We start from the raw sequence: 20,745 nt of genomic DNA on the forward strand, positions 1-20,745 counted from the left end.
CTTCTTTTTTGGCACTGTGCTTGCAGATACCCAGGAAAAGCCGCGTAGCGTCAAAAAACTGCGGCAGCTGGAGGAAAGAATATGAGCCAGGGTGTCGAATTCAATCGCCTGATGTTGGAAATGCGCTCCATGCAGATGGAGGCCATGGCCAAGCACAAGCCTGTGGTCGAGGCGCCGCAGCCGGGTGCACCGAGCTTTTCCGATATGCTCGGTCAGGCGGTGAACAAGGTGAGCGAGACCCAGCAAGCCGCCACCCAGCTGGCCACTGCCTTCGAGATGGGGCAGAAGGGCGTCGACATTACGGATGTAATGATCGCTTCGCAAAAGGCCAGTGTTTCCTTCCAAGCCATGACTCAGGTGCGCAACAAGCTGGTTCAGGCCTACCAAGACATCATGCAGATGCCGGTTTAACAGGGCGGATTTGAGACATGGCTGAAGCAGTCGCAGCAAACGTACCCGCCACCACGGGTGCTCAGGAGGACAAGAAGCCGCTGTTCGGGCTGTCCTTTCTGGAAAACCTATCCGACATGTCCATGCTGCGCCAGATCGGCCTGCTGGTCGGCCTGGCTGCCAGTGTGGCCATTGGTTTTGCCGTGGTGCTGTGGTCGCAGCAGCCGGACTACAAGCCATTGCTGGGTAACCTGGCCGGCATGGACAGCAATCAGGTGATGGAGGTGCTCAATGCCGCCGACATCACCTATACCGTGGAACCGAATTCCGGCGCACTGCTGGTCAAGTCCGACGAGCTTGGTCGCGCCCGTATGAAGCTGGCCGCTGCAGGGGTAGCGCCGAGCGACGGCAATGTTGGTTTCGAGATTCTCGACCAGGAGCAGAGCCTGGGCACCAGCCAGTTCATGGAGGCTACCCGTTATCGTCGCGGGCTGGAGGGAGAGCTGGCGCGTACCGTATCCAGCCTGAACAACGTCAAGGCCGCGCGTGTGCATCTGGCCATTCCGAAGAGTTCGGTGTTCGTGCGTGATGAGCGTAAGCCGACGGCTTCGGTGCTGGTAGAGCTGTATCCAGGGCGTGCCCTGGAGCCGAGCCAGGTGATGGCCATTGTCAATCTGGTGGCGACTTCGGTGCCGGAACTGACCAAGTCGCAGGTCACCGTGGTTGATCAGAAAGGCAATCTGCTCTCCGATCAGCAGGAACTGTCCGAACTGACCATGGCCGGTAAACAGTTCGACTACACCCGGCGCATGGAAAGCCTGTTCACCCAGCGCGTGCACAACATCCTGCAGCCGGTGCTGGGCAATGGTCGCTACAAGGCCGAAGTGTCTGCCGACGTTGACTTCAGCGCAGTCGAGTCCACTTCCGAGATGTTCAACCCGGATCAGCCGGCCCTGCGCAGCGAACAGCAGGTCAATGAACAGCGCTCCAGCAGTCTGCCGCCGCAAGGCGTGCCGGGCGCACTGAGCAATCAGCCGCCGGGAGCGGCCGCCGCGCCCGAGCAGGCCAATGCGCAAGCCGCGCCACCTGGCCCGGTACAGCCTGGCCAGCCGCTGCTGGATGCCAATGGCGCACAGATCACGGACCCTGCCACCGGTCAGCCGATGCTGGCGCCATATCCGGCGGACAAGCGTGAGCAGTCGACCCGCAACTTCGAGCTGGACCGTTCGATCAGCTACACCAAGCAGCAGCAGGGCCGTCTCAAGCGCCTTTCGGTGGCTGTGGTGCTGGACGACAAGGTCAACATCAACGCCGAAACCGGCGAGGTCACCCGTAGCCCCTGGGGCGCCGAGGACCTGGCTCGCTTCACCCGCCTGGTGCAGGACTCGGTGGGCTTCGACGCCAGCCGCGGCGACAGCGTCAGCGTGATCAACGCACCGTTCTCCACGGAGTTGGGTGACGAGGTCATTGAAACGCCGTTCTACACGCAACCCTGGTTCTGGGACATCGTCAAACAGGTACTGGGTGTGCTGTTCATCCTCGTGCTGGTGTTCGGCGTGCTGCGTCCGGTGCTCAACAACATCACCAACCCGGCGCGTGCTGCAGGAGGTGCTGGCGCTGATGGTGATGTCGAGTTGGGCGACATGGGAGGCCTGGACGGTGAACTTTCCGCCGATCGTGTCAGCCTCGGTGGCCCGCAGAGCATCCTGCTGCCGAGTCCTTCCGAGGGGTATGATGCACAACTGAATGCCATCAAGAGTCTGGTGGCGGAAGATCCGGGCCGTGTGGCCCAGGTAGTCAAAGAGTGGATCAACGCCGATGAGTGACAATCGCCCCGTTGCCAAAATGAGCAAGGTCGAGAAGGCCGCCATTCTCCTGCTGTCCCTCGGCGAGACCGACGCCGCCCAGGTGTTACGCCACCTCGGGCCAAAGGAAGTGCAGCGGGTGGGCGTAGCCATGGCCAGCATGCGCAATGTGCAGCGCGAGCAGGTCGAACAGGTGATGGGCGAGTTCGTCGACATTGTCGGGGACCAGACCAGCCTGGGAGTGGGCTCCGATGCCTATATCCGCAAGATGCTCACCGCCGCGCTGGGTGAGGATAAGGCCGGCAACCTGATCGACCGCATCCTGCTGGGCGGCAGCACCAGTGGCCTGGACAGCCTGAAGTGGATGGAGCCGCGCGCCGTGGCTGACGTGATCCGCTACGAGCACCCGCAGATTCAGGCCATCGTGGTGGCCTATCTGGATCCGGACCAGGCCGGTGAAGTGCTCAGCCACTTCGATCACAAGGTACGGCTGGACATCATCCTGCGCGTGTCTTCGCTCAACACTGTGCAACCGGCCGCGCTGAAGGAACTCAACCAGATTCTCGAGAAACAGTTCTCAGGCAGCTCCAACACCACTCGCGCCAACCTCGGTGGGGTCAAGCGTGCGGCCGACATCATGAACTTCCTCGACAGTTCGGTAGAGGGCCAGTTGATGGATTCCATCCGCGAGGTGGATGAAGACCTGTCCAGCCAGATCGAAGACCTGATGTTCGTCTTCGACAACCTGGCCGATGTCGACGATCGCGGCATCCAGGCGCTGATGCGCGAGGTATCCTCCGATGTGCTGGTGCTGGCGCTGAAGGGCGCCGACGACGGCATCAAGGAAAAGGTCTTCAAGAACATGTCCAAGCGTGCCGCCGAGTTGCTGCGCGACGATCTGGAGGCCAAGGGCCCGGTGCGCGTCAGCGAAGTGGAGACGGCGCAGAAGGAAATCCTCACCATCGCCCGGCGCATGGCCGAGTCGGGCGAAATCGTCCTCGGCGGAGCCGGTGGCGAGGCAATGATCTAAGAGGCGCGAAGGCATGGTTCCCAAGGAGGCTTCCAGCGAGCTGATTCGCGCCAAGGACGTCAGCGGCTTCGATCGTTGGGCGTTGCCCAGCTTCGATCCCCAGGTGGAACCTCCGGTAGAGCCGGAGCCTGAACCTGAGGCCGCCCCTGAGGAGGCGTCGACCCAGGTTGAGGAAGTGGCAGCTGAAGACGTCAAGCCGCTGACGCTGGACGAGCTCGAAGCGATTCGTCAGGACGCCTACAACGAAGGTTTCGCCACCGGCGAAAAGGATGGTTTTCGCGCCGGCCAACTCAAGGCCAAGCAAGAGGCCGACGCTGCTCTGGCGGACAAGCTCGCCGCGCTGGAGCAGCTGATGGGGCATCTGCTGGACCCCATTGCAGAGCAGGATCAAGCGCTGGAGCAGGGTATGGTCCAACTGGTCAGCCAGGTGGCGCGGCAGGTCATCCAGCGCGAACTGACCAGCGATTCCACGCAAATCCGCCATGTGCTGCGTGAGGCGCTCAAGCTCCTGCCGATGGGCGCCAGCAACGTGCGTATACACGTCAATCCGCAAGACTTCGAGGTCATCAAGGCGCTGCGTGAGCGGCATGAGGAGAGCTGGCGCATTCTTGAAGATGACTCGTTGCTGCCTGGTGGTTGTCGGGTGGAAAGTGAGAGCAGTCGCATTGATGCCAGCATCGAAACGCGCATGGCGCAGGCGCTCAAGCAGCTCTTCGAACAGCAGCGGGCACAAGCCACGACTCCTCCAGAGGCTGATATACAGGTCGACCTGGGGGACGCCGATGCGCCTTGAACGCACCAGTTTCGCCAAGCGCCTGAGCGGTTATGCCGAGGCGGTCAAACTGCCTGCCCAGCCGATAGTGGAAGGGCGTTTGTTGCGCATGGTGGGCCTGACGCTTGAGGCTGAAGGACTGCGCGCCGCATTGGGTAGTCGCTGCCTGGTCATCAATGACGACAGTTACCACCCGGTGCAGGTAGAGGCCGAGGTAATGGGGTTCTCGGCTGGCAAGATCTATCTGATGCCGGCCGGCAGCCTGGCCGGCATTGCGCCGGGTGCCCGAGTGGTACCGTTACCGGATACCGGGCGTCTACCCATGGGCATGTCCATGCTCGGCCGCGTGCTGGATGGTGCCGGCCGCGCGCTGGATGGCAAGGGCGGGATGAAGGCCGAGGACTGGGTGCCCATGGATGGCCCGACCATCAACCCGCTCAACCGTGACCCGATCAGCGTCCCCTTGGATGTAGGCATCCGCTCCATCAACGGCCTGCTCACCGTTGGCCGCGGCCAGCGCCTGGGCCTGTTTGCGGGTACTGGGGTGGGCAAGTCGGTACTGCTGGGCATGATGACGCGATTCACCGAGGCCGACATTATCGTGGTCGGGCTGATCGGCGAGCGGGGCCGCGAGGTGAAGGAGTTCATCGACGAGATCCTCGGTGAGGAAGGCATCAAGCGCTCGGTAGTCGTCGCCTCGCCTGCGGATGATGCGCCGCTGATGCGTTTGCGTGCCGCTCAATACTGCACGCGTATCGCCGAATATTTCCGCGACAAGGGCAAGAACGTCCTGCTGCTGATGGACTCGCTGACCCGATTCGCTCAGGCGCAGCGTGAAATTGCCTTGGCAATCGGTGAGCCGCCTGCGACCAAGGGCTATCCGCCTTCGGTCTTCGCCAAGCTGCCGCGCCTGGTGGAGCGCGCCGGCAACGCGGAGGCAGGCGGCGGCTCGATCACCGCCTTCTATACCGTGCTCTCCGAGGGTGACGACCAGCAAGACCCCATTGCCGATGCCGCCCGGGGTGTGCTGGACGGCCACTTCGTGCTGTCGCGTCGGCTGGCCGAGGAAGGGCATTATCCGGCCATCGATATCGAGGCTTCGATCAGCCGGGTCATGCCGCAAGTGGTCAGCCCCGAGCATCTCAAGCAGGCGCAGCGCTTCAAGCAGCTGTGGTCGCGTTACCAGCAAAGCCGCGACCTGATCAGCGTCGGCGCCTATGTGCCGGGTGGCGATGCCGATACCGACCTGGCCATCGCCCGGCAGCCGAACATGATGCGCTATCTGCGTCAGGGACTGAGCGATAGTGAGCGTCTGGCCGATAGCGTCAACCTGCTGGCGCAAGTGTTCAACCCGCAGACGCAGGCCTGATAGATGGCCGATAGCCGTGCACAGCGCCTGGCACCCGTCATCGAGATGGCCGAGCGTGCCGAGCGTGAGGCCGCACGCCAAATGGCTCATATGCAAGGGCTGCTGGCCAAGGCCGAGGCTCAGCTGGGGGACTTGGAGCGCTATCGCGGCGACTACCAGCAGCAGTGGATCACCGAGGGTAGCAAGGGGGTTTCCGGTCAGTGGCTGATGAACTACCAGCGCTTCCTCAGTCAATTGGAAACCGCCATCGGCCAGCAGCTGCAGACTGTCACCTGGCATCGACAGAATCTGGAAAAGTCCAAGGCCACCTGGCAGCAGCGCTATGCCCGTGTCGAGGGGTTGCGCAAGCTGGTGCAGCGCTACCGCGACGAGGCCCGTGCCGCAGAGGACAGGCGTGAGCAGAAGTTGCTGGACGAACTGGCACAGCGCCCCGGCATGCGTGACCCGTACTAGCTTGTGTGGGCATTTTGCGCGCGCATCGGCACTGCATCCGCAGGCGATGGTTGCTGCTACCACCCGTCGGTGCTACATCTTTCCCTGCACAAAAATACAAGGAGTGCCACATGGCTATCACCGCGCTGCCATCGAGCGACGGGCAGGAGCTGACCATCCATATTCAGGGACGCTTCGATTTTTCGGTGCATCAGGAATTTCGCGATGCCTACGAACGGGTGACTGCCACACCCAAGCGCTATGTAGTAGACCTCAAGGGCGCTACTTATCTGGACAGCTCTGCACTGGGCATGCTCCTGCTGTTGCGTGACCATGCCGGTGGCGATCATGCGCGCATCAGCCTGATCAACTGCAACCCGGATGTGCGCAAGATCCTCGCCATTTCCAACTTCGAACAACTGTTCCAGATCGGCTGACGACCATGCCGGGCCGCCTGTCCATCCTGATCGCTGAGGACAGCGCGGCAGACCGCCTGCTGTTATCCACCATCGTCACGCGTCAGGGGCATCGCGTGCTCACGGCAGAGAATGGCCTGGAGGCCCTGCAGCAGTTCGAGCGGGAGCGCCCGCAGCTGGTGCTGATGGATGCCATGATGCCGGTGATGGACGGCTTCGAGGCGGCCCGTCGGATCAAGGCGGCGGCTGGCGAAACGCTGGTGCCGATCATCTTCCTCACCTCCCTGACCGAGAGTGAAGCGTTGGTACGCTGCCTGGAAGTGGGCGATGACTTTCTGGCCAAGCCTTACAACCAGGTCATCCTCGACGCCAAGATCCGCGCCATGGATCGGCTGCGGCGTCTGCAGGATACGGTGCGCCGCCAGCGCGATCTGATTGCCAAGCACAACGAGCATCTGGTCAACGAGCAACGCGTAGCCAAGGCGGTGTTCGACAAGGTGGCTCACTCGGGCTGCCTGAGCGCGGCCAACATTCGCTACCTGCAGTCGCCCTTTGCCCTGTTCAACGGTGATTTATTGCTGGCCGCGTTCAAGCCAAACGGCGATATGCATGTGCTGCTCGGGGATTTCACCGGTCATGGCCTGCCTGCGGCGATAGGTGCGATGCCACTGGCCGAGGTGTTCTATGGCATGAGCGCAAAAGGTTTCTCGCTGCCAGAGATCCTGCGCGAGATGAATGCCAAGCTCAAACGTATTCTGCCGGTAGGGGTGTTCTGCTGCGCGACCATGCTCAACCTGAGCTTCCAGCGACGGATTGTGGAGGTGTGGAATGGTGGCCTGCCGGATGGCCACTTGTTGAGGATAGCCAGCGGTGAGCGCGTGCCTCTGGTGTCGCGTCATTTACCGCTGGGTGTGCTGGATGCAGGGAGTTTCAACGAGTCATATGAAGTGCATGCTCTGGAGCCAGGGGATCGTATCTTCCTGCTCTCCGATGGCGTGTTGGAAACCCGTGATGCGGCCGGCCAGTTGTTTGGCGAGGATCGTCTGCTGCAGGTGCTGGATGGCGGTGCGCCAGCCGAGATGCTGTTCGATGAAGTCAAACGCTCTCTGGCAACGTTTCGCGGTGAGGCCCAGGACGATGTCAGCATGATCGAACTGAGTCTGGTGGAGGATGGTGCCCTGCAGCGTCCGCCGCTGATCTTCACCGACAGCGGGCAGAGCAGTCCGCTGGACTGGTCGGCCAGCTTCGAGTTCCGTGCCGAAACGCTCAAACGCTTCAACCCGCTGCCGTTTCTGCTGCAGCTGCTGATGGAAGTGCAGGGCCTGCGGCCCCAGGCTGGCGCGCTCTATACCGTGTTGACCGAGCTCTTTTCCAATGCCCTGGAGCATGGCGTGTTGGGGCTGGATTCGCGGCTAAAGGCTGATGCCGAGGGGTTCGCGCGCTATTACCAGGAGCGAAGCCAGCGTCTGCAGGCGTTGCGGGACGGTTTTGTGCGCTTCGAGCTGGAACTGTTGCCGACGGTCGAGGGAGGCAGCCTGCGTATCGATGTCCAGGACAGCGGCACGGGCTTTGATGTGGGGGGCATGCTGGCGTTGCAGCCGACGGCAGGTTGCCTGAGTGGTCGAGGCCTGCGCCTGATCCACCGGCTGGCCCACGAGTGCCGCTGGGCGTCGGATGGTCGTGGCGTCAGCGTGGAGTTTCGCTGGACGGCTCAGGCATAATCGCCGCTCCCCGATCACGGAGTGAGCCGGTGTCTGAATCCCATCTCGATCAGCATGTATTAGCCTCCCTGCAGGATGTCATGGGTGAGGAATACCCCGTACTGCTGGATACCTTTATGCTCGATTCCGACGAGCGCCTGCGCAACATCAACGAGGCCCTGGTCGCCGCAGATGCCCAGGCTTTGCGCCTGGCGGCCCATAGTTTCAAGGGCAGTAGCAGCAATATGGGGGCGCCCCTGCTGGCCGGCTTGTGCAAGGAGTTGGAGGATGAGGCCCGTCGCGAGCGTCTGGAGGTGGCGCCTGAACTGGTCGAGCAGATCGAGCGTGAGTTTGCCATCGTGCGCATCCTCCTCAAGTCCGAGCGCCAGCGTTATCGCTAGGGGCTGTCTTCACTCCTTTCATGGATTCCAGCCAAGTTGGCCCGGCCCTTGCTCTAGCTTCGGTACGATCCCCCCTGACGGAGAGTACCCATGTCCGTTGCACCCGATTTCCTGCTTCAGTCCGCACCCGAAGTGCGGCCCAAGGCAGCCCCCGTTAAGCCCGCCGCCAATGAGCCGGAGCCCAGTAAGAGCAGGGATTCCAGCTTTGCCGAGGTCTATGCCAAGGAGCGCCAGGTCAAGGCTGCCGAGCGCAGGGAGGCCAGTGCCAAGGCCAGCCAGGAGAAGACCGAAGACGCTCGCCCGGGCGACGCTGCGGTTGCCGACACTGCAGCCGAGGAGCCGGCTGTTGCCGATAGCGGCAATTCTTTGCCGGACGATGAGTCAGGTGGGCCGGATGAGGCGATTGATCCACTGCTGCTGATGGGGTTGGGCGGCCAGCAGGTTGCAGACGATAGTTCGTCGCCGCTAGAGGCTGAGCCGGCCGTTGCGTCAGACGCCCTGGCCGAGTCTTTGGCGACGGCCCCGGCGGCGAGTGCTGCCCCTGCGATCCTGACCGAAGCCAGTCATGACCCCGAGCTGGATCTGCTCAACAGCCTGGCGGGGGTCAAGCTGGCGCTGGAGGTAGGTGAGCAGGCGCAGAGGGCGGCAGAGAAACTGAGCCCCGGCGCTGTGGCAGCGGAGCGTTCGAATACGCCGGGTTTTGCCAATGCCTTGGCAGCGCTCAGTGGTGAGGCCAAGCCCAGTGATGAGCCGCAGACCGAGGGGCTAGAGGTTGAGCTGCTGGGCGAAGGTCTGGAAAGCCTGCCGGAAGTGCGTGAGAGCAAGTCCGAGGCGCGGGCGGAAGTGTTTGCCAGCAAGCTGAACGCGCTCAGTCAGGCCATCGGCCAGCAGAATTTGGCAGCCCAGCGCCTGCCTCTGGTGCCGGGTCAGCCGCTGCAGGTAGCCCATGCCGGCATGAGTGAGGGCGTGGTCGACCGGGTGATGTGGCTTTCCAGTCAGAACCTCAAATCGGCCGAGATCCAGCTCGATCCGGCCGAGCTGGGGCGTCTGGAGGTGCGTATTGAGCTGAACAAGGACCAGGCCGCGCAGGTCACCTTTGTCAGCCCTAACGCCCATGTGCGTGATCAGCTGGAAGGGCAGGCTCACCGTTTGCGTGAGATGCTCGCCCAGCAGGGCATGAATCAGGTCGACGTCAATGTGTCCGACCAATCCATGGCGCACAATTCCCGCGGAGAAGCGGAGGAGGGGCGGCGACAGTCCGGCGGACGTGGATTGGCGGAGGCTGGCAGTGACGAGGTGAGTGTGGGCGCAAGCGAGATACGCAGCCCCTCGGCCACGGCTCCGCGAGGGCTGGTTGACTACTACGCCTGATTTTCTTCGCTCAAACTGCACAACGCCCGGTGGCGCCAATCACCGGGCGTTGTCGTTTTCGGGTGACAGGCGGTCATTGCCTTGGTATATGGGCTGCCTGTGTCGGGTGCCTCGGAAGCGACTACCTTGTTTACAAGGTGGCATAACACTTGCTCCTAAGCCCTTGACGGAAGAAAAAATACTGTTTGGTGACGGATTTTTGGCATGGCAAAGAAACAAGCTCCCAACCCTGCTGCTGCGGACGGGGCCGGCGATAAGCCTGGCAAGGGCAAGCTCAAACTCATCATCCTGATTGTGGTGGGCTTGTTGCTGGCGGTCGGTATTTCGATCGGCGCGACGCTGTTCTTTCTGGGCAAGGACAAGGGTTCCGAAGAAAAGCCTGAGGCTGAGGAGCACGCCGAGGAGGCTGCGCCGGTCAAGCAGCCAGCCATCTACGAGAGCATTGCTCCGGCGTTCGTCGTCAACTTCAAGCAGCAGGGGCGTCAGCGCTACATGCAGGTCAGCGTCGCCCTGATGGCGCGTAGCGAGGCCGATCTCGAGGCGCTAAAAGTGCATATGCCGCTGCTGCGCAACCGCCTGGTCATGCTGTTTTCCGGTCAGGACTTCGAGGCCTTGATGACGCCGGTTGGCAAGGAACTGCTGCGCCAGCAGGCCACTACGGCCGTGCAAGAACTGGCGCAGAAGGAAACTGGTAAAACCGTGGTCGAACAGGTGCTGTTCACCAATATCGTGCTGCAGTAGGCAGGAGACACCATGGCCGTACAAGACCTGCTGTCACAGGATGAGATCGATGCGCTGCTGCATGGCGTCGACGATGGTCTGGTCGAAACCGACGACGACGCCGATCCCGGTAGTGTCAAAAGCTATGACCTGACCAGCCAGGACCGCATCGTCCGTGGGCGCATGCCGACCCTGGAGATGATCAACGAGCGCTTCGCCCGCTACACCCGCATCAGCATGTTCAACCTGCTGCGCCGCTCGGCTGATGTGGCGGTCGGTGGCGTGCAGGTGATGAAGTTCGGTGAGTACGTGCACTCGCTGTACGTACCGACCAGTCTCAATCTGGTAAAGATGAAGCCGTTGCGCGGCACGGCGCTGTTCATTCTCGATGCCAAGCTGGTGTTCAAGCTGGTCGACAACTTCTTCGGTGGCGATGGTCGTCACGCCAAGATCGAAGGGCGCGAGTTCACCCCGACCGAGCTACGCGTAGTGCGCATGGTCATCGACCAGGCTTTCGTTGACCTCAAGGAGGCCTGGCACGCGGTGATGGACGTCAACTTCGAGTACATCAACTCGGAAGTGAACCCGGCCCTGGCCAATATCGTCAGCCCCAGCGAGGTGGTGGTGGTGTCCACCTTCCATATCGAGCTGGATGGTGGCGGCGGCGACCTGCACGTGACCATGCCCTATTCGATGATCGAGCCGATCCGCGAAATGCTCGATGCCGGCTTCCAGTCCGATGTGGACGATCAGGATGAGCGCTGGATCAAGGCCCTGCGCGAAGACATCCTTGACGTCAATGTGCCGCTCGGCGCCACGCTGGCACGCCGTGAGCTCAAGTTGCGCGACATCCTGCACATGCAGCCCGGCGATGTGATTCCCGTCGAATTACCTGAACAGATGATCATGCGTGCCAATGGCGTGCCGGCCTTCAAGGTCAAACTGGGGGCGCACAAGGGCAACCTGGCCCTGCAGATTCTCGAACCCGTGGAGCGCATGCGCTAACCGTGGGAATACATACGATCAGGCGGGCCAGACTGTCTGATCTGCATGCTGACAGCCAGCCGAGGTAGAGTGATGGCAGACGAAAACGAAGGCACCAGCCCAGAAGAACAGGCCCTGGCAGACGAGTGGGCGGCTGCCCTGGCCGAAGCTGGTGACGATGCCGCCGGGCAGGATGATATCGATGCGTTGATGAATCAGGGGGCACCGGCTGCCCCGGCCGCGCCGCGCATGGAAATGGAAGAGTTTGGTGCCGCACCCAAGCCCGGTAATGGCCCGGTGAGCCTGGACGGCCCGAACCTGGATGTGATCCTCGACATTCCGGTATCCATCTCCATGGAAGTGGGCAGTACCGAGATCAGCATTCGCAACCTGTTGCAGCTCAACCAGGGCTCGGTCGTGGAGCTTGATCGTCTGGCGGGTGAGCCGCTCGACGTGCTGGTCAACGGCACGTTGATTGCCCATGGCGAGGTAGTGGTGGTCAACGAGAAGTTCGGCATCCGCCTGACCGACGTGATCAGTCCCAGCGAACGTATCAAGAAGCTGCGCTGAAACCATGAAGCGATTGTTGCCGGTGCTGTTTCTGGCGCCTTTGAGCCTGCTGGCCGCAGAGCCGTCGGTGCCACAGGCGACCACGCCCTTGGCGAGCACGGATGTCGGCAGTCAGCTGGTGCAGTTGATGCTCGGCCTGCTGGTGGTGGTGGCGCTGATTTTTGCGTTGGCTTGGTTACTGCGCCGGGTTCAGCAGATCGGCCCGCGTGGCAATCAGGCGATCAAGCTGGTGGCCAGCCAGGCACTGGGGCCGCGTGACCGTCTGTTGCTGGTACAGGTTGGCGGCGAACAGATTCTGCTGGGTATCAGCGCTGGGCGCATCACGCCGCTGCATGTGCTCAGGGAGCCTGTGAGCCTGGCGGATGCTGAGCCGGCCACGCCTGAATTCGCCCAGCGCCTGATGGAGTTGCTCGGCAAGGACCAGAAGGATAAATCCTGATGCTGCGTGTGTTGTTGGTGCTGGTTCTTGGTCTGGGTGCCTCGCTGGCTTTTGCGGCTGACCCGCCGACGGGCAATGCTCTGATTCAGCAGGGCAGCAATCCTCTGTCGATTCCTGCCATCACCCTGAGCACCAACGCGGAAGGGCAGCAGGAGTACTCGGTCAGCCTGCAGATTCTGCTGATCATGACGGCGCTGAGCTTCATCCCGGCGTTCGTCATGCTGATGACCAGCTTCACCCGGATCATCATCGTGTTCTCCATTCTGCGTCAGGCCCTGGGGCTGCAGCAGACACCGTCGAACCAGATCCTGATCGGCCTTGCCTTGTTTTTGACGCTATTCATCATGGCGCCGGTGTTCGACAAGATTAACCAGGATGCCCTGCAGCCTTATCTGAACGAGCAGCTACCGGCGCAGGAAGCTATCAGCCGCGCCGAGGGGCCGATCAAGACGTTCATGCTGGCGCAGACCCGCGCCTCCGATCTGGAGCTGTTCGTGCGCCTGTCCAAGCGTACCGACATCCAGAGTCCTGAGGCGGCGCCGCTGACCATCCTGATTCCGGCGTTCGTCACTTCCGAGCTGAAGACCGCGTTCCAGATAGGCTTCATGATCTTCATCCCGTTCCTGATCATCGACATGGTGGTGGCCAGCATCCTTATGGCCATGGGTATGATGATGCTGTCGCCGCTGATCATTTCCCTGCCGTTCAAGATCATGCTGTTCGTTCTGGTCGATGGCTGGGCCCTGATCATGGGCACGCTGGCCGGCAGTTTCGGGACGATATAGGAGCCGCCAAGATGACTCCGGAAGTTGCTGTTGACCTGTTTCGCGAAGCGCTCTGGCTGACGGCACTGATCGTTGGCCTCACGGTGTTGCCGAGCCTTCTGGTTGGCCTGTTGGTCGCCATGTTTCAGGCCGCCACGCAGATCAACGAACAGACGCTGAGTTTTATTCCGCGCCTGTTGGTCATGCTGCTCACCCTGATCTGGGCCGGCCCATGGCTGGTGCGCGAGCTGATGGAGTACACCCAAACGCTTGTGCAGAACATTCCGTTGTTGATCGGCTGATGCTGGAGCTGACCAATGCACAGATCGGCGGCTGGGTAGGCCAGTTCCTCCTGCCGCTGTTCCGTATCGCCGCCATGCTCATGGTCATGCCGGTGATTGGCACCCAGTTGGTACCTGCGCGGGTGCGACTGTATCTGGCGCTGGCCATTTGTGTGGTGCTGGTGCCCACGCTGCCGCCCATGCCGCAGCTGGACTCGGTCAGCCTGCCGTCCATGCTGCTGATCGCCGAACAGGTGCTGATCGGAGTGATGTTCGGCTTTCTACTGCAGCTCTACTTTCATCTGTTCGCAGTGGCGGGGCAAATCATCGCCATGCAGATGGGGCTGGGTTTTGCGTCCATGGTCGACCCTAGCAACGGCGTGTCCGTGCCGGTGCTCGGGCAGTTCCTGCTGATGCTGGTGACCTTGCTGTTTCTGGCCATGAACGGTCATCTGGTGGTGTTCGAGGTGCTGGCTGAAAGCTTTGTGACTCTGCCGGTCGGAGGCGGGCTGCTGGTGGAGCACTATTGGGAGTTGGCCGGTAAGCTGGCTTGGGTGATTGCTGCGGGTCTGCTGCTGGCATTACCGGTGATCACGGCGCTGCTGATCATCAACCTGGCCTTCGGCGTGATGACCCGTGCGGCGCCGCAGCTGAACATCTTCTCCATTGGTTTTCCGCTGACGCTGGTATTGGGGCTGGTGATCTTCTGGCTGGGCCTTTCCGACTTCCTCGCGCACTTTCAGGTGTTCACCAGCGAGGCCTTGCAACAACTGCGCGAACTCGCGCGCGTTCGCTGAGGAGGCCGAACGATGGCTGAGAGCGAAAGCGGCGCCGACAAGAGTGAGGAACCCACTAGTAAGCGCCTGGAAGAGGCGCGTAAGAAAGGGCAGATCGCCCGTTCCAAGGAGCTCAACACCCTGGCGGTGACCTTCGCCGGGGCCGCTGCGCTGCTGATCTTCGGGGCGTACATGGGCGACGCCATGCTGGGCTTGATGCGCGGCAATTTCTCTCTACCGCGCGAGGTGCTGCAGGACGAGGGCGCCATGGCCCGGCAATTGTTGGGCAGTGGCATGCATGCATTGCTGGCGCTGCAGCCCTTCCTCATCGTGTTGCTGATTGCTTCCATCATCGGCCCGATTGCCCTGGGCGGCTGGCTGTTCTCGGGTGAGGCATTGCTGCCCAAGTTCAGTCGCATGAACCCGCTGCAGGGGCTCAAGCGCATGTTTTCAGCCCATGCTCTGGTGGAGTTGCTCAAGGCGCTGGCCAAGTTTGTGATCATCCTCATGGTGGCGCTGCTGGTGCTCAAGTCCGATCAGGACGACCTGATGGCTATCGCCAACGAGCCGGTCGAATCGGCCATTCTGCACGCCATGTGGGTGACGGGTTGGAGTCTGTTGTGGCTGGCGTGCGGCTTGATCCTGATCGCCGCGGTGGATGTGCCGTTTCAGCTCTGGGATACCAAGCAGAAGCTGATGATGACCAAGCAGGAAGTGCGCGACGAGTACAAGGACAGTGAGGGCAAGCCCGAGGTTAAGTCGAAGATTCGCCAGTTGCAGCGGCAGATGGCCGAGCGGCGAATGATGCAGCAGGTGCCTGAAGCCGACGTGGTGATCACCAACCCGACGCACTTCGCAGTGGCGCTCAAGTACGACCCGGCCAAGGGCAATGCGCCTGTGCTGCTAGCCAAGGGTGGCGACTTCCTGGCACTGAAAATTCGCGAAATCGCCCAGGAGCATCAAGTGACACTGCTGGAGTCGCCGGGGCTGGCGCGGGCGGTGTACTACTCCACCGAGGTGGATCAGGAGATTCCTGCCGGCCTCTACCTGGCCGTGGCTCAGGTGCTGGCCTACGTCTATCAGCTCAAGCAGTTCCGTGCCGGCAAGGGCAAGCGTCCGGGGCCACTGCCGGACCTGCCGATTCCCGCAGATCTGCGCCGTGACGAATAGCGCGGCTACAACCGCATAGCGGACTCCGTATTGCAGCAAATTTGACTCGCATGAAGCGCTGGGCATCGTCGTAGCGCACCCCGATCTGGAGGTTGTCAGTCTGTTCTGGGCGTTCTGGAACGCTTCTTGCCATTACCCCGTTAGGGCGCAGCTTCGCGTCAAAAGATTGAATCGGCTGGGGTAGGGACGTGGCAGTAGATCGGGCGCAAATCATCGGAGATGTACGCAGCAATCTGGCGGGCCTGCGCCAGGGCAATCTGGGTATTCCGTTGCTGCTGCTGGTCATGCTGGCCATGGTCATGCTGCCGATCCCGCCGTTCCTGCTCGACGTGCTGTTCACCTTCAGCATTGCCTTGTCCATCGTCGTTCTGCTGGTGGCGATCTACGCCCTGCGCCCGCTGGACTTCGCCGTGTTCCCCACGGTTCTGCTGGCCGCCACCTTGCTGCGTCTGGCGCTTAACGTCGCCTCCACGCGCGTGGTACTGCTCAATGGTCAGGATGGCCACGATGCCGCGGGCAAGGTGATCCAGGCGTTCGGCGAGGTGGTGATCGGCGGCAACTACGTGGTCGGTATCGTGGTGTTCGCCATCCTGATGATCATCAACTTCGTGGTGGTCACCAAGGGCGCGGGGCGGATTTCCGAGGTGAGCGCACGCTTCACCCTGGATGCCATGCCGGGCAAGCAGATGGCCATCGACGCTGATCTAAACGCCGGCCTGATCGATCAGGCAGAGGCCAAGAAGCGGCGTAGCGAAGTGGCACAGGAGGCCGATTTCTACGGCTCCATGGACGGTGCTTCAAAGTTCGTTCGCGGCGATGCAATCGCCGGCCTGCTGATTCTGTTCATCAACCTGATCGGCGGTATCGCCATCGGCGTGGCACAGCACGATCTGGCGTTTTCCGAGGCCGGGCGAATTTACACCCTGCTGACCATCGGTGACGGCCTGGTGGCGCAAATTCCCTCGTTGCTGCTGTCGACTGCTGCCGCCATCATGGTGACTCGTGTCTCAACCTCCGAGGACATGGGCCAGCAGGTGGGGCGGCAGATGTTTGCCTCGCCGCGGGCCTTGGCCGTGGCTGCCGCCATCATGATCGCCATGGGGCTGGTGCCGGGCATGCCGCATTTCTCCTTCATCAGCCTGGGCCTGGCGGCTGCCGGCGCGGCCTACTGGATTGCGCACAAGCAGCGCAAGACCAAGGAAGCCGAGGTGCGTGAAGTACAGCGCCAGCAGGAACTGCTGCCGGCGCAGAAGGCGCAGGAGGTCAAGGAGCTGGGTTGGGATGACGTGCCGCCCGTGGACATGGTCGGTCTGGAGGTAGGCTATCGGCTGATCCCGTTGGTCGACCGCAATCAGGGTGGCCAGTTGCTGGCGCGGATCAAGGGTGTGCGCAAGAAGCTGTCCCAAGAGATGGGCTTCCTGATGCCCTCGGTGCATATCCGCGACAACCTGGATCTGCTGCCCAATGCCTATCGCCTGACTCTGATGGGCGTCAGCGTAGCCGAGGCCGAGGTGTATCCGGAGCGTGAACTGGCGATCAATCCTGGCCAGGTATTCGGCACGCTCAACGGCATTGCCGCCAAGGATCCGGCGTTCGGCCTGGAGGCGGTCTGGATCGATCCTAGCCAGCGTGATCAGGCTCAGTCCCTGGGTTATACCGTGGTGGACGCCAGTACCGTGGTGGCTACGCACCTCAACCAGGTCTTGCACAAGCACGCGCATGAGCTGCTCGGTCACGAGGAAGTCCAGCAGCTGCTGCAATTGCTGGCCAAGAGTTCACCCAAGCTGGCCGAGGAGCTGGTGCCGGGCATGATCTCGCTGTCCACGCTGCTCAAGGTGTTGCAGACCCTGCTGCAGGAACAGGTGCCGGTGCGCGATATCCGCAGCATCGCCGAGGCCATCTCCAACGTGGCCGGAAAGAGTCAAGATCCCGCCGCCATGGTGGCCGCGGTGCGCGTCGCACTGTCGCGCGCCATCGTGCAAAGCATTGTGGGACTAGAGGCGGAGCTGCCTGTGATCACCTTGGAACCCAGGTTGGAACAGTTATTGCTCAATAGCTTGCAGAAGGCCGGTCAGGGCTCCGAGGACGGCATCCTCCTCGAACCCGGCATGGCCGAGAAGCTGCAGCGTTCCCTGGTGGAAGCGGCGCAGCGTCAGGAAATGCTCGGCAAACCGGTGATTCTGCTGGTGGCCGGCCCGGTCCGAGCGATGATGTCGCGTTTTGCGCGCCTCGCGGTGCCGAGCATGCATGTACTGGCTTACCAGGAAATACCGGACAACAAGCAGGTCACGATCGTCGCGACGGTCGGCCAGAACTGAGGGCGCTAAGCCATGCAAGTCAAACGCTTCTTCGCAGCCGATATGCGTACCGCCATGAAACTGGTGCGCGATGAACTGGGCGCCGATGCCTCGATCATCGGCAACCGCCGTGTGGCCGGTGGTGTGGAGCTGACCGCTGCACTGGACTACCAGCCGGTGGTACCTGCCCGCCAGCCCAACCCGGAGCTGGAAGCCGAGCTGCGCAAGACTCAGGCGAAGATCGCCCATGCCCAGGCCGAACTGGCCACCCGTGCGGTTGCTGATGAGCGAAAGGATCGCCAGCTGTTCGCCAACGAATCGTTGATTGCTCCCGAGCTGCCGGCCACTGCAGTCAAGGCGCAACGTCCGGCAACGGCGCAGTCGCCGGCCGCGCCGAGCAGCGCCGCAGTCGACCAGCGCGCGTTGGATGCAATGCGCTTCGAGCTACATGGCTTGCGTGAACTGATCGAAGTGCAGTTGGGCTCCATCGCCTGGGGGCAGATGCAGAATCGCAAGCCGCAGCAGGCCAACCTGTGGCGTCGCCTGCAGCGTATGGGGCTGCCGGCGGATCTGTCGAAGAGCCTGCTGGAGCGGGTGGCCAATGTTGCCGAACCGCGCCAGGCCTGGCGCATGCTGCTGGCACACCTGGCCCATGCGGTCAAAACCCCGAAAGTGGAGCCGCTGGAAGAGGGCGGGGTGATTGCGCTTGTCGGCCCAGCCGGCATGGGCAAGACCACGACCCTGGCCAAGCTGGCTGCACGTTATGTGTTGAAATACGGCCCGCAGAGCATTGCCCTGGTCAGCATGGACAGCTTCCGCATTGGCGCCCAGGAGCAGATCAAGACTCTTGGCCGCATCCTCAATGTGCCGGTGACTCAGGTCGAGCCTGGCCAGTCGCTGTCTCAGGCCCTGGCTCCCCTGTCCCGCAAGCGTGTGGTGCTGGTTGATACCGCAGGCCTGCCCGGCAATGATCCGGCCCTGCGCCTGCAGCTGGAAAGCCTGGCGGCCCGTGGCGTGCAGGCGAAGAGCTATTTGGTGCTGGCTGCGACCAGCCAGGCACAGGTGCTCAAGGCGGCTTACCACAGCTACAAGCGCTGTGGCCTGGCCGGCTGCATCCTGAGCAAGGTAGACGAGGCGGCCAGCCTCGGCGAAGTATTGGGGCTGGCTATCAGCCAGCATCTACCGGTAGCCTATCTGGCTGATGGGCCGAAAATTCCGGATGATCTGCAGGTGCCGCGTAGTCACCAGCTGGTGAGTCGTGCCGTTAGCCTGCAAACTGCGGAAGATCCGAGCGAGGAAGTCATGGCGGATATGTTCGCCGGCCTTTACCACCACCCAGAGCGGCGCGTGGGATAGGGCAGGCGATAGCGCTCAAGGCGTTCTAGTGTGTAGGAAAGGGTCGGTGTAGTTGCCCGACCAGCCCAGACCGGCAAGACAAGGTAAGAGAAGAACATGGGTAGTATGCATCCCGTACAGGTGATCGCGGTAACTGGCGGCAAGGGCGGCGTCGGCAAGACCAACGTGTCGGTGAATCTGTCGCTGGCCCTGGCTGACCTCGGGCGCCGGGTCATGCTGATGGACGCCGACCTGGGCCTGGCCAACGTCGATGTGCTGCTCGGCCTGACCCCGAAGCGCACCCTGGCCGACGTCATCAACGGTGAGTGCGATCTCAAGGACGTGCTGCTCCAGGGGCCCGGTGGCATCCGTATCGTGCCCGCCGCTTCCGGCACCCAGAGCATGGTGCAGTTGTCGCCTGTGCAGCACGCCGGTTTGATTCAGGCCTTCAGCGATATCAGCGACAACCTCGATGTGCTGGTGATTGATACCGCGGCCGGTATTGGCGATGGTGTGGTCAGTTTCGTGCGCGCCGCTCAGGAAGTGTTGGTGGTGGTGTGCGACGAACCGACGTCGATTACCGACGCCTATGCCCTGATCAAGCTGCTCAACCGCGACTTCGGCATGAACCGTTTCCGCGTGCTGGCCAATATGGCTCACAGCCCGCAGGAAGGTCGCAATCTCTTTGCTAAGCTGACCAAAGTAACCGACCGTTTCCTCGATGTGGCTTTGCAGTACGTAGGCGCCGTTCCCTACGACGAGTCCGTCCGCAAAGCCGTGCAGAAACAGCGCGCGGTATATGAAGCCTTCCCGCGCTCGAAATGCGCACTGGCGTTCAAAGCGATCGCCCAGAAAGTCGACACCTGGCCACTACCGGCCAATCCGCGCGGCCATCTGGAGTTTTTCGTCGAGCGTCTGGTGCAGCAGCCGATCGCGGGGACGACTGTATGACAGCAGCCAGTGGACTTCGCATGTACAACAAGGCGCAGGCCCAGGACTCTCAACATCAGCTGATCGAGCGCTATGCGCCTCTGGTCAAGCGAATCGCATACCACCTCTTGGCACGCTTGCCAGCCAGTGTGCAGGTGGATGACCTGATCCAGGCCGGCATGATCGGTCTGCTGGAAGCGTCGAAAAAATACGATGGCGGCAAAGGTGCCAGCTTCGAAACCTATGCCGGCATTCGCATCCGCGGCGCCATGCTTGACGAGGTGCGCAAGGGCGACTGGGCACCTCGTTCCGTACACCGCAATACCCGTATGGTCAGCGACGCCATCCGGGTAATTGAGGCTCGAACGGGAAGAGACGCTAAAGATCAAGAAGTTGCGGCCGAACTCCAATTGAGTCTCGAGGATTACTACGGCATTCTTGGCGACACTTTGGGCAGCCGCCTGTTCAGCTTCGACGACCTTGTTCAGGACGGCGAGCACGGTGGTCTGCACGAAGATGCCAGCAGCCACGGTGGGCCTCTGCACGGTCTGGAAGACGAACGCTTTCAGGCGGCCTTGGCCGATGCCATTGCCAACCTGCCGGAGCGAGAGCGTCTGGTCCTGGCGCTTTATTACGATGAAGAACTGAACTTGAAGGAAATCGGTGAGGTACTGGGGGTCAGCGAATCCCGGGTCAGCCAGTTGCATAGCCAGTGCGCCGCACGTCTGCGGGCTCGGCTTGGCGAGTGGCGTGCCAACTGAATCCACCGATTCCATGATTTGCCGCGCCTGCG

At 61.9% G+C, this 20,745-nt stretch carries 22 protein-coding genes; all 22 read left to right on the forward strand.

All coding sequences use genetic code 11. The features are described 5' to 3' along the window. The first annotated feature begins 81 nt into the window (after positions 1–81). Complete coding sequence (fliE, locus tag ACF8C6_RS06490) at positions 82–411, forward strand: flagellar hook-basal body complex protein FliE (protein WP_392498530.1); 330 nt, start codon at positions 82–84, stop codon at positions 409–411. Between the two features lie 17 nt (positions 412–428). Further along, positions 429–2,216 (forward strand): flagellar basal-body MS-ring/collar protein FliF, encoded by a 1,788-nt coding sequence (gene fliF / locus ACF8C6_RS06495; protein ID WP_392498531.1) that lies wholly within the window; start codon positions 429–431, stop codon positions 2,214–2,216. Further along, on the forward strand, positions 2,209–3,225 hold the full coding sequence (fliG, locus tag ACF8C6_RS06500; RefSeq protein ID WP_277688821.1) for a flagellar motor switch protein FliG: 1,017 nt from the start codon (positions 2,209–2,211) through the stop codon (positions 3,223–3,225). Before fliF ends, fliG begins: the two co-directional genes overlap by 8 nt. Positions 3,226–3,238: 13 nt before the next feature. Further along, a complete protein-coding gene (fliH, locus tag ACF8C6_RS06505) occupies positions 3,239–4,018 on the forward strand; it encodes a flagellar assembly protein FliH (protein ID WP_392498533.1) in 780 nt (259 codons plus the stop codon). Further along, positions 4,008–5,366 carry a flagellar protein export ATPase FliI gene (gene fliI / locus ACF8C6_RS06510; RefSeq protein ID WP_392498534.1) on the forward strand — a complete coding sequence of 453 codons (1,359 nt, stop codon included), beginning with the start codon at positions 4,008–4,010 and terminating at the stop codon, positions 5,364–5,366. The genes fliH and fliI overlap by 11 nt, the downstream gene beginning before the upstream one ends. A 3-nt stretch (positions 5,367–5,369) precedes the next feature. Continuing rightward, positions 5,370–5,819, forward strand: a complete 450-nt coding sequence (gene fliJ / locus ACF8C6_RS06515) for a flagellar export protein FliJ (protein ID WP_392498535.1) — start codon at positions 5,370–5,372, stop codon at positions 5,817–5,819. Between the two features lie 110 nt (positions 5,820–5,929). Next, positions 5,930–6,235 (forward strand): STAS domain-containing protein, encoded by a 306-nt coding sequence (locus tag ACF8C6_RS06520; protein ID WP_277688817.1) that lies wholly within the window; start codon positions 5,930–5,932, stop codon positions 6,233–6,235. Positions 6,236–6,240: 5 nt separating this feature from the next. After that, on the forward strand, positions 6,241–7,935 hold the full coding sequence (locus ACF8C6_RS06525; protein WP_392498536.1) for a SpoIIE family protein phosphatase: 1,695 nt from the start codon (positions 6,241–6,243) through the stop codon (positions 7,933–7,935). Positions 7,936–7,964: 29 nt separating this feature from the next. Then, positions 7,965–8,315 carry an Hpt domain-containing protein gene (locus ACF8C6_RS06530; protein WP_277688815.1) on the forward strand — a complete coding sequence of 117 codons (351 nt, stop codon included), beginning with the start codon at positions 7,965–7,967 and terminating at the stop codon, positions 8,313–8,315. 90 nt (positions 8,316–8,405) lie between these two features. Beyond that, the gene (locus ACF8C6_RS06535; RefSeq protein ID WP_392498537.1) at positions 8,406–9,686 is read left to right on the forward strand and encodes a flagellar hook-length control protein FliK; all 1,281 of its coding nucleotides are present in this window, start codon (positions 8,406–8,408) and stop codon (positions 9,684–9,686) included. A 204-nt stretch (positions 9,687–9,890) separates the two neighbouring features. Further along, positions 9,891–10,427 carry a flagellar basal body-associated protein FliL gene (gene fliL, locus ACF8C6_RS06540; protein WP_277688813.1) on the forward strand — a complete coding sequence of 179 codons (537 nt, stop codon included), beginning with the start codon at positions 9,891–9,893 and terminating at the stop codon, positions 10,425–10,427. A 12-nt stretch (positions 10,428–10,439) separates the two neighbouring features. After that, the gene (gene fliM / locus ACF8C6_RS06545) at positions 10,440–11,411 is read left to right on the forward strand and encodes a flagellar motor switch protein FliM (protein WP_277688812.1); all 972 of its coding nucleotides are present in this window, start codon (positions 10,440–10,442) and stop codon (positions 11,409–11,411) included. Positions 11,412–11,483: 72 nt separating this feature from the next. Further along, positions 11,484–11,960 carry a flagellar motor switch protein FliN gene (gene fliN / locus ACF8C6_RS06550; protein WP_277688811.1) on the forward strand — a complete coding sequence of 159 codons (477 nt, stop codon included), beginning with the start codon at positions 11,484–11,486 and terminating at the stop codon, positions 11,958–11,960. A gap of 4 nt (positions 11,961–11,964) precedes the next feature. After that, the gene (gene fliO, locus ACF8C6_RS06555) at positions 11,965–12,399 is read left to right on the forward strand and encodes a flagellar biosynthetic protein FliO (protein WP_392498538.1); all 435 of its coding nucleotides are present in this window, start codon (positions 11,965–11,967) and stop codon (positions 12,397–12,399) included. Further along, on the forward strand, positions 12,399–13,184 hold the full coding sequence (gene fliP, locus ACF8C6_RS06560; protein WP_392498539.1) for a flagellar type III secretion system pore protein FliP: 786 nt from the start codon (positions 12,399–12,401) through the stop codon (positions 13,182–13,184). The genes fliO and fliP overlap by 1 nt, the downstream gene beginning before the upstream one ends. Before the next feature lie 11 nt (positions 13,185–13,195). Beyond that, complete coding sequence (gene fliQ, locus ACF8C6_RS06565) at positions 13,196–13,465, forward strand: flagellar biosynthesis protein FliQ (protein ID WP_277688808.1); 270 nt, start codon at positions 13,196–13,198, stop codon at positions 13,463–13,465. Continuing rightward, complete coding sequence (gene fliR / locus ACF8C6_RS06570; RefSeq protein WP_392498540.1) at positions 13,465–14,241, forward strand: flagellar biosynthetic protein FliR; 777 nt, start codon at positions 13,465–13,467, stop codon at positions 14,239–14,241. The genes fliQ and fliR overlap by 1 nt, the downstream gene beginning before the upstream one ends. A 12-nt stretch (positions 14,242–14,253) precedes the next feature. Next, positions 14,254–15,390 carry a flagellar biosynthesis protein FlhB gene (gene flhB / locus ACF8C6_RS06575; protein WP_277688806.1) on the forward strand — a complete coding sequence of 379 codons (1,137 nt, stop codon included), beginning with the start codon at positions 14,254–14,256 and terminating at the stop codon, positions 15,388–15,390. Between the two features lie 188 nt (positions 15,391–15,578). Then, complete coding sequence (gene flhA, locus ACF8C6_RS06580; RefSeq protein WP_392498541.1) at positions 15,579–17,708, forward strand: flagellar biosynthesis protein FlhA; 2,130 nt, start codon at positions 15,579–15,581, stop codon at positions 17,706–17,708. Positions 17,709–17,720: 12 nt separating this feature from the next. After that, a complete protein-coding gene (gene flhF / locus ACF8C6_RS06585) occupies positions 17,721–19,043 on the forward strand; it encodes a flagellar biosynthesis protein FlhF (RefSeq protein WP_392498542.1) in 1,323 nt (440 codons plus the stop codon). 96 nt (positions 19,044–19,139) lie between these two features. After that, complete coding sequence (gene fleN / locus ACF8C6_RS06590; protein WP_277688803.1) at positions 19,140–19,973, forward strand: flagellar synthesis regulator FleN; 834 nt, start codon at positions 19,140–19,142, stop codon at positions 19,971–19,973. Then, complete coding sequence (gene fliA, locus ACF8C6_RS06595) at positions 19,970–20,713, forward strand: RNA polymerase sigma factor FliA (protein WP_277688802.1); 744 nt, start codon at positions 19,970–19,972, stop codon at positions 20,711–20,713. The genes fleN and fliA overlap by 4 nt, the downstream gene beginning before the upstream one ends. Positions 20,714–20,745: the final 32 nt, after the last annotated feature.

The sequence above is a fragment of the Pseudomonas sp. zbq_18 genome (assembly GCF_043102245.1).
Lineage (GTDB): Bacteria > Pseudomonadota > Gammaproteobacteria > Pseudomonadales > Pseudomonadaceae > Aquipseudomonas.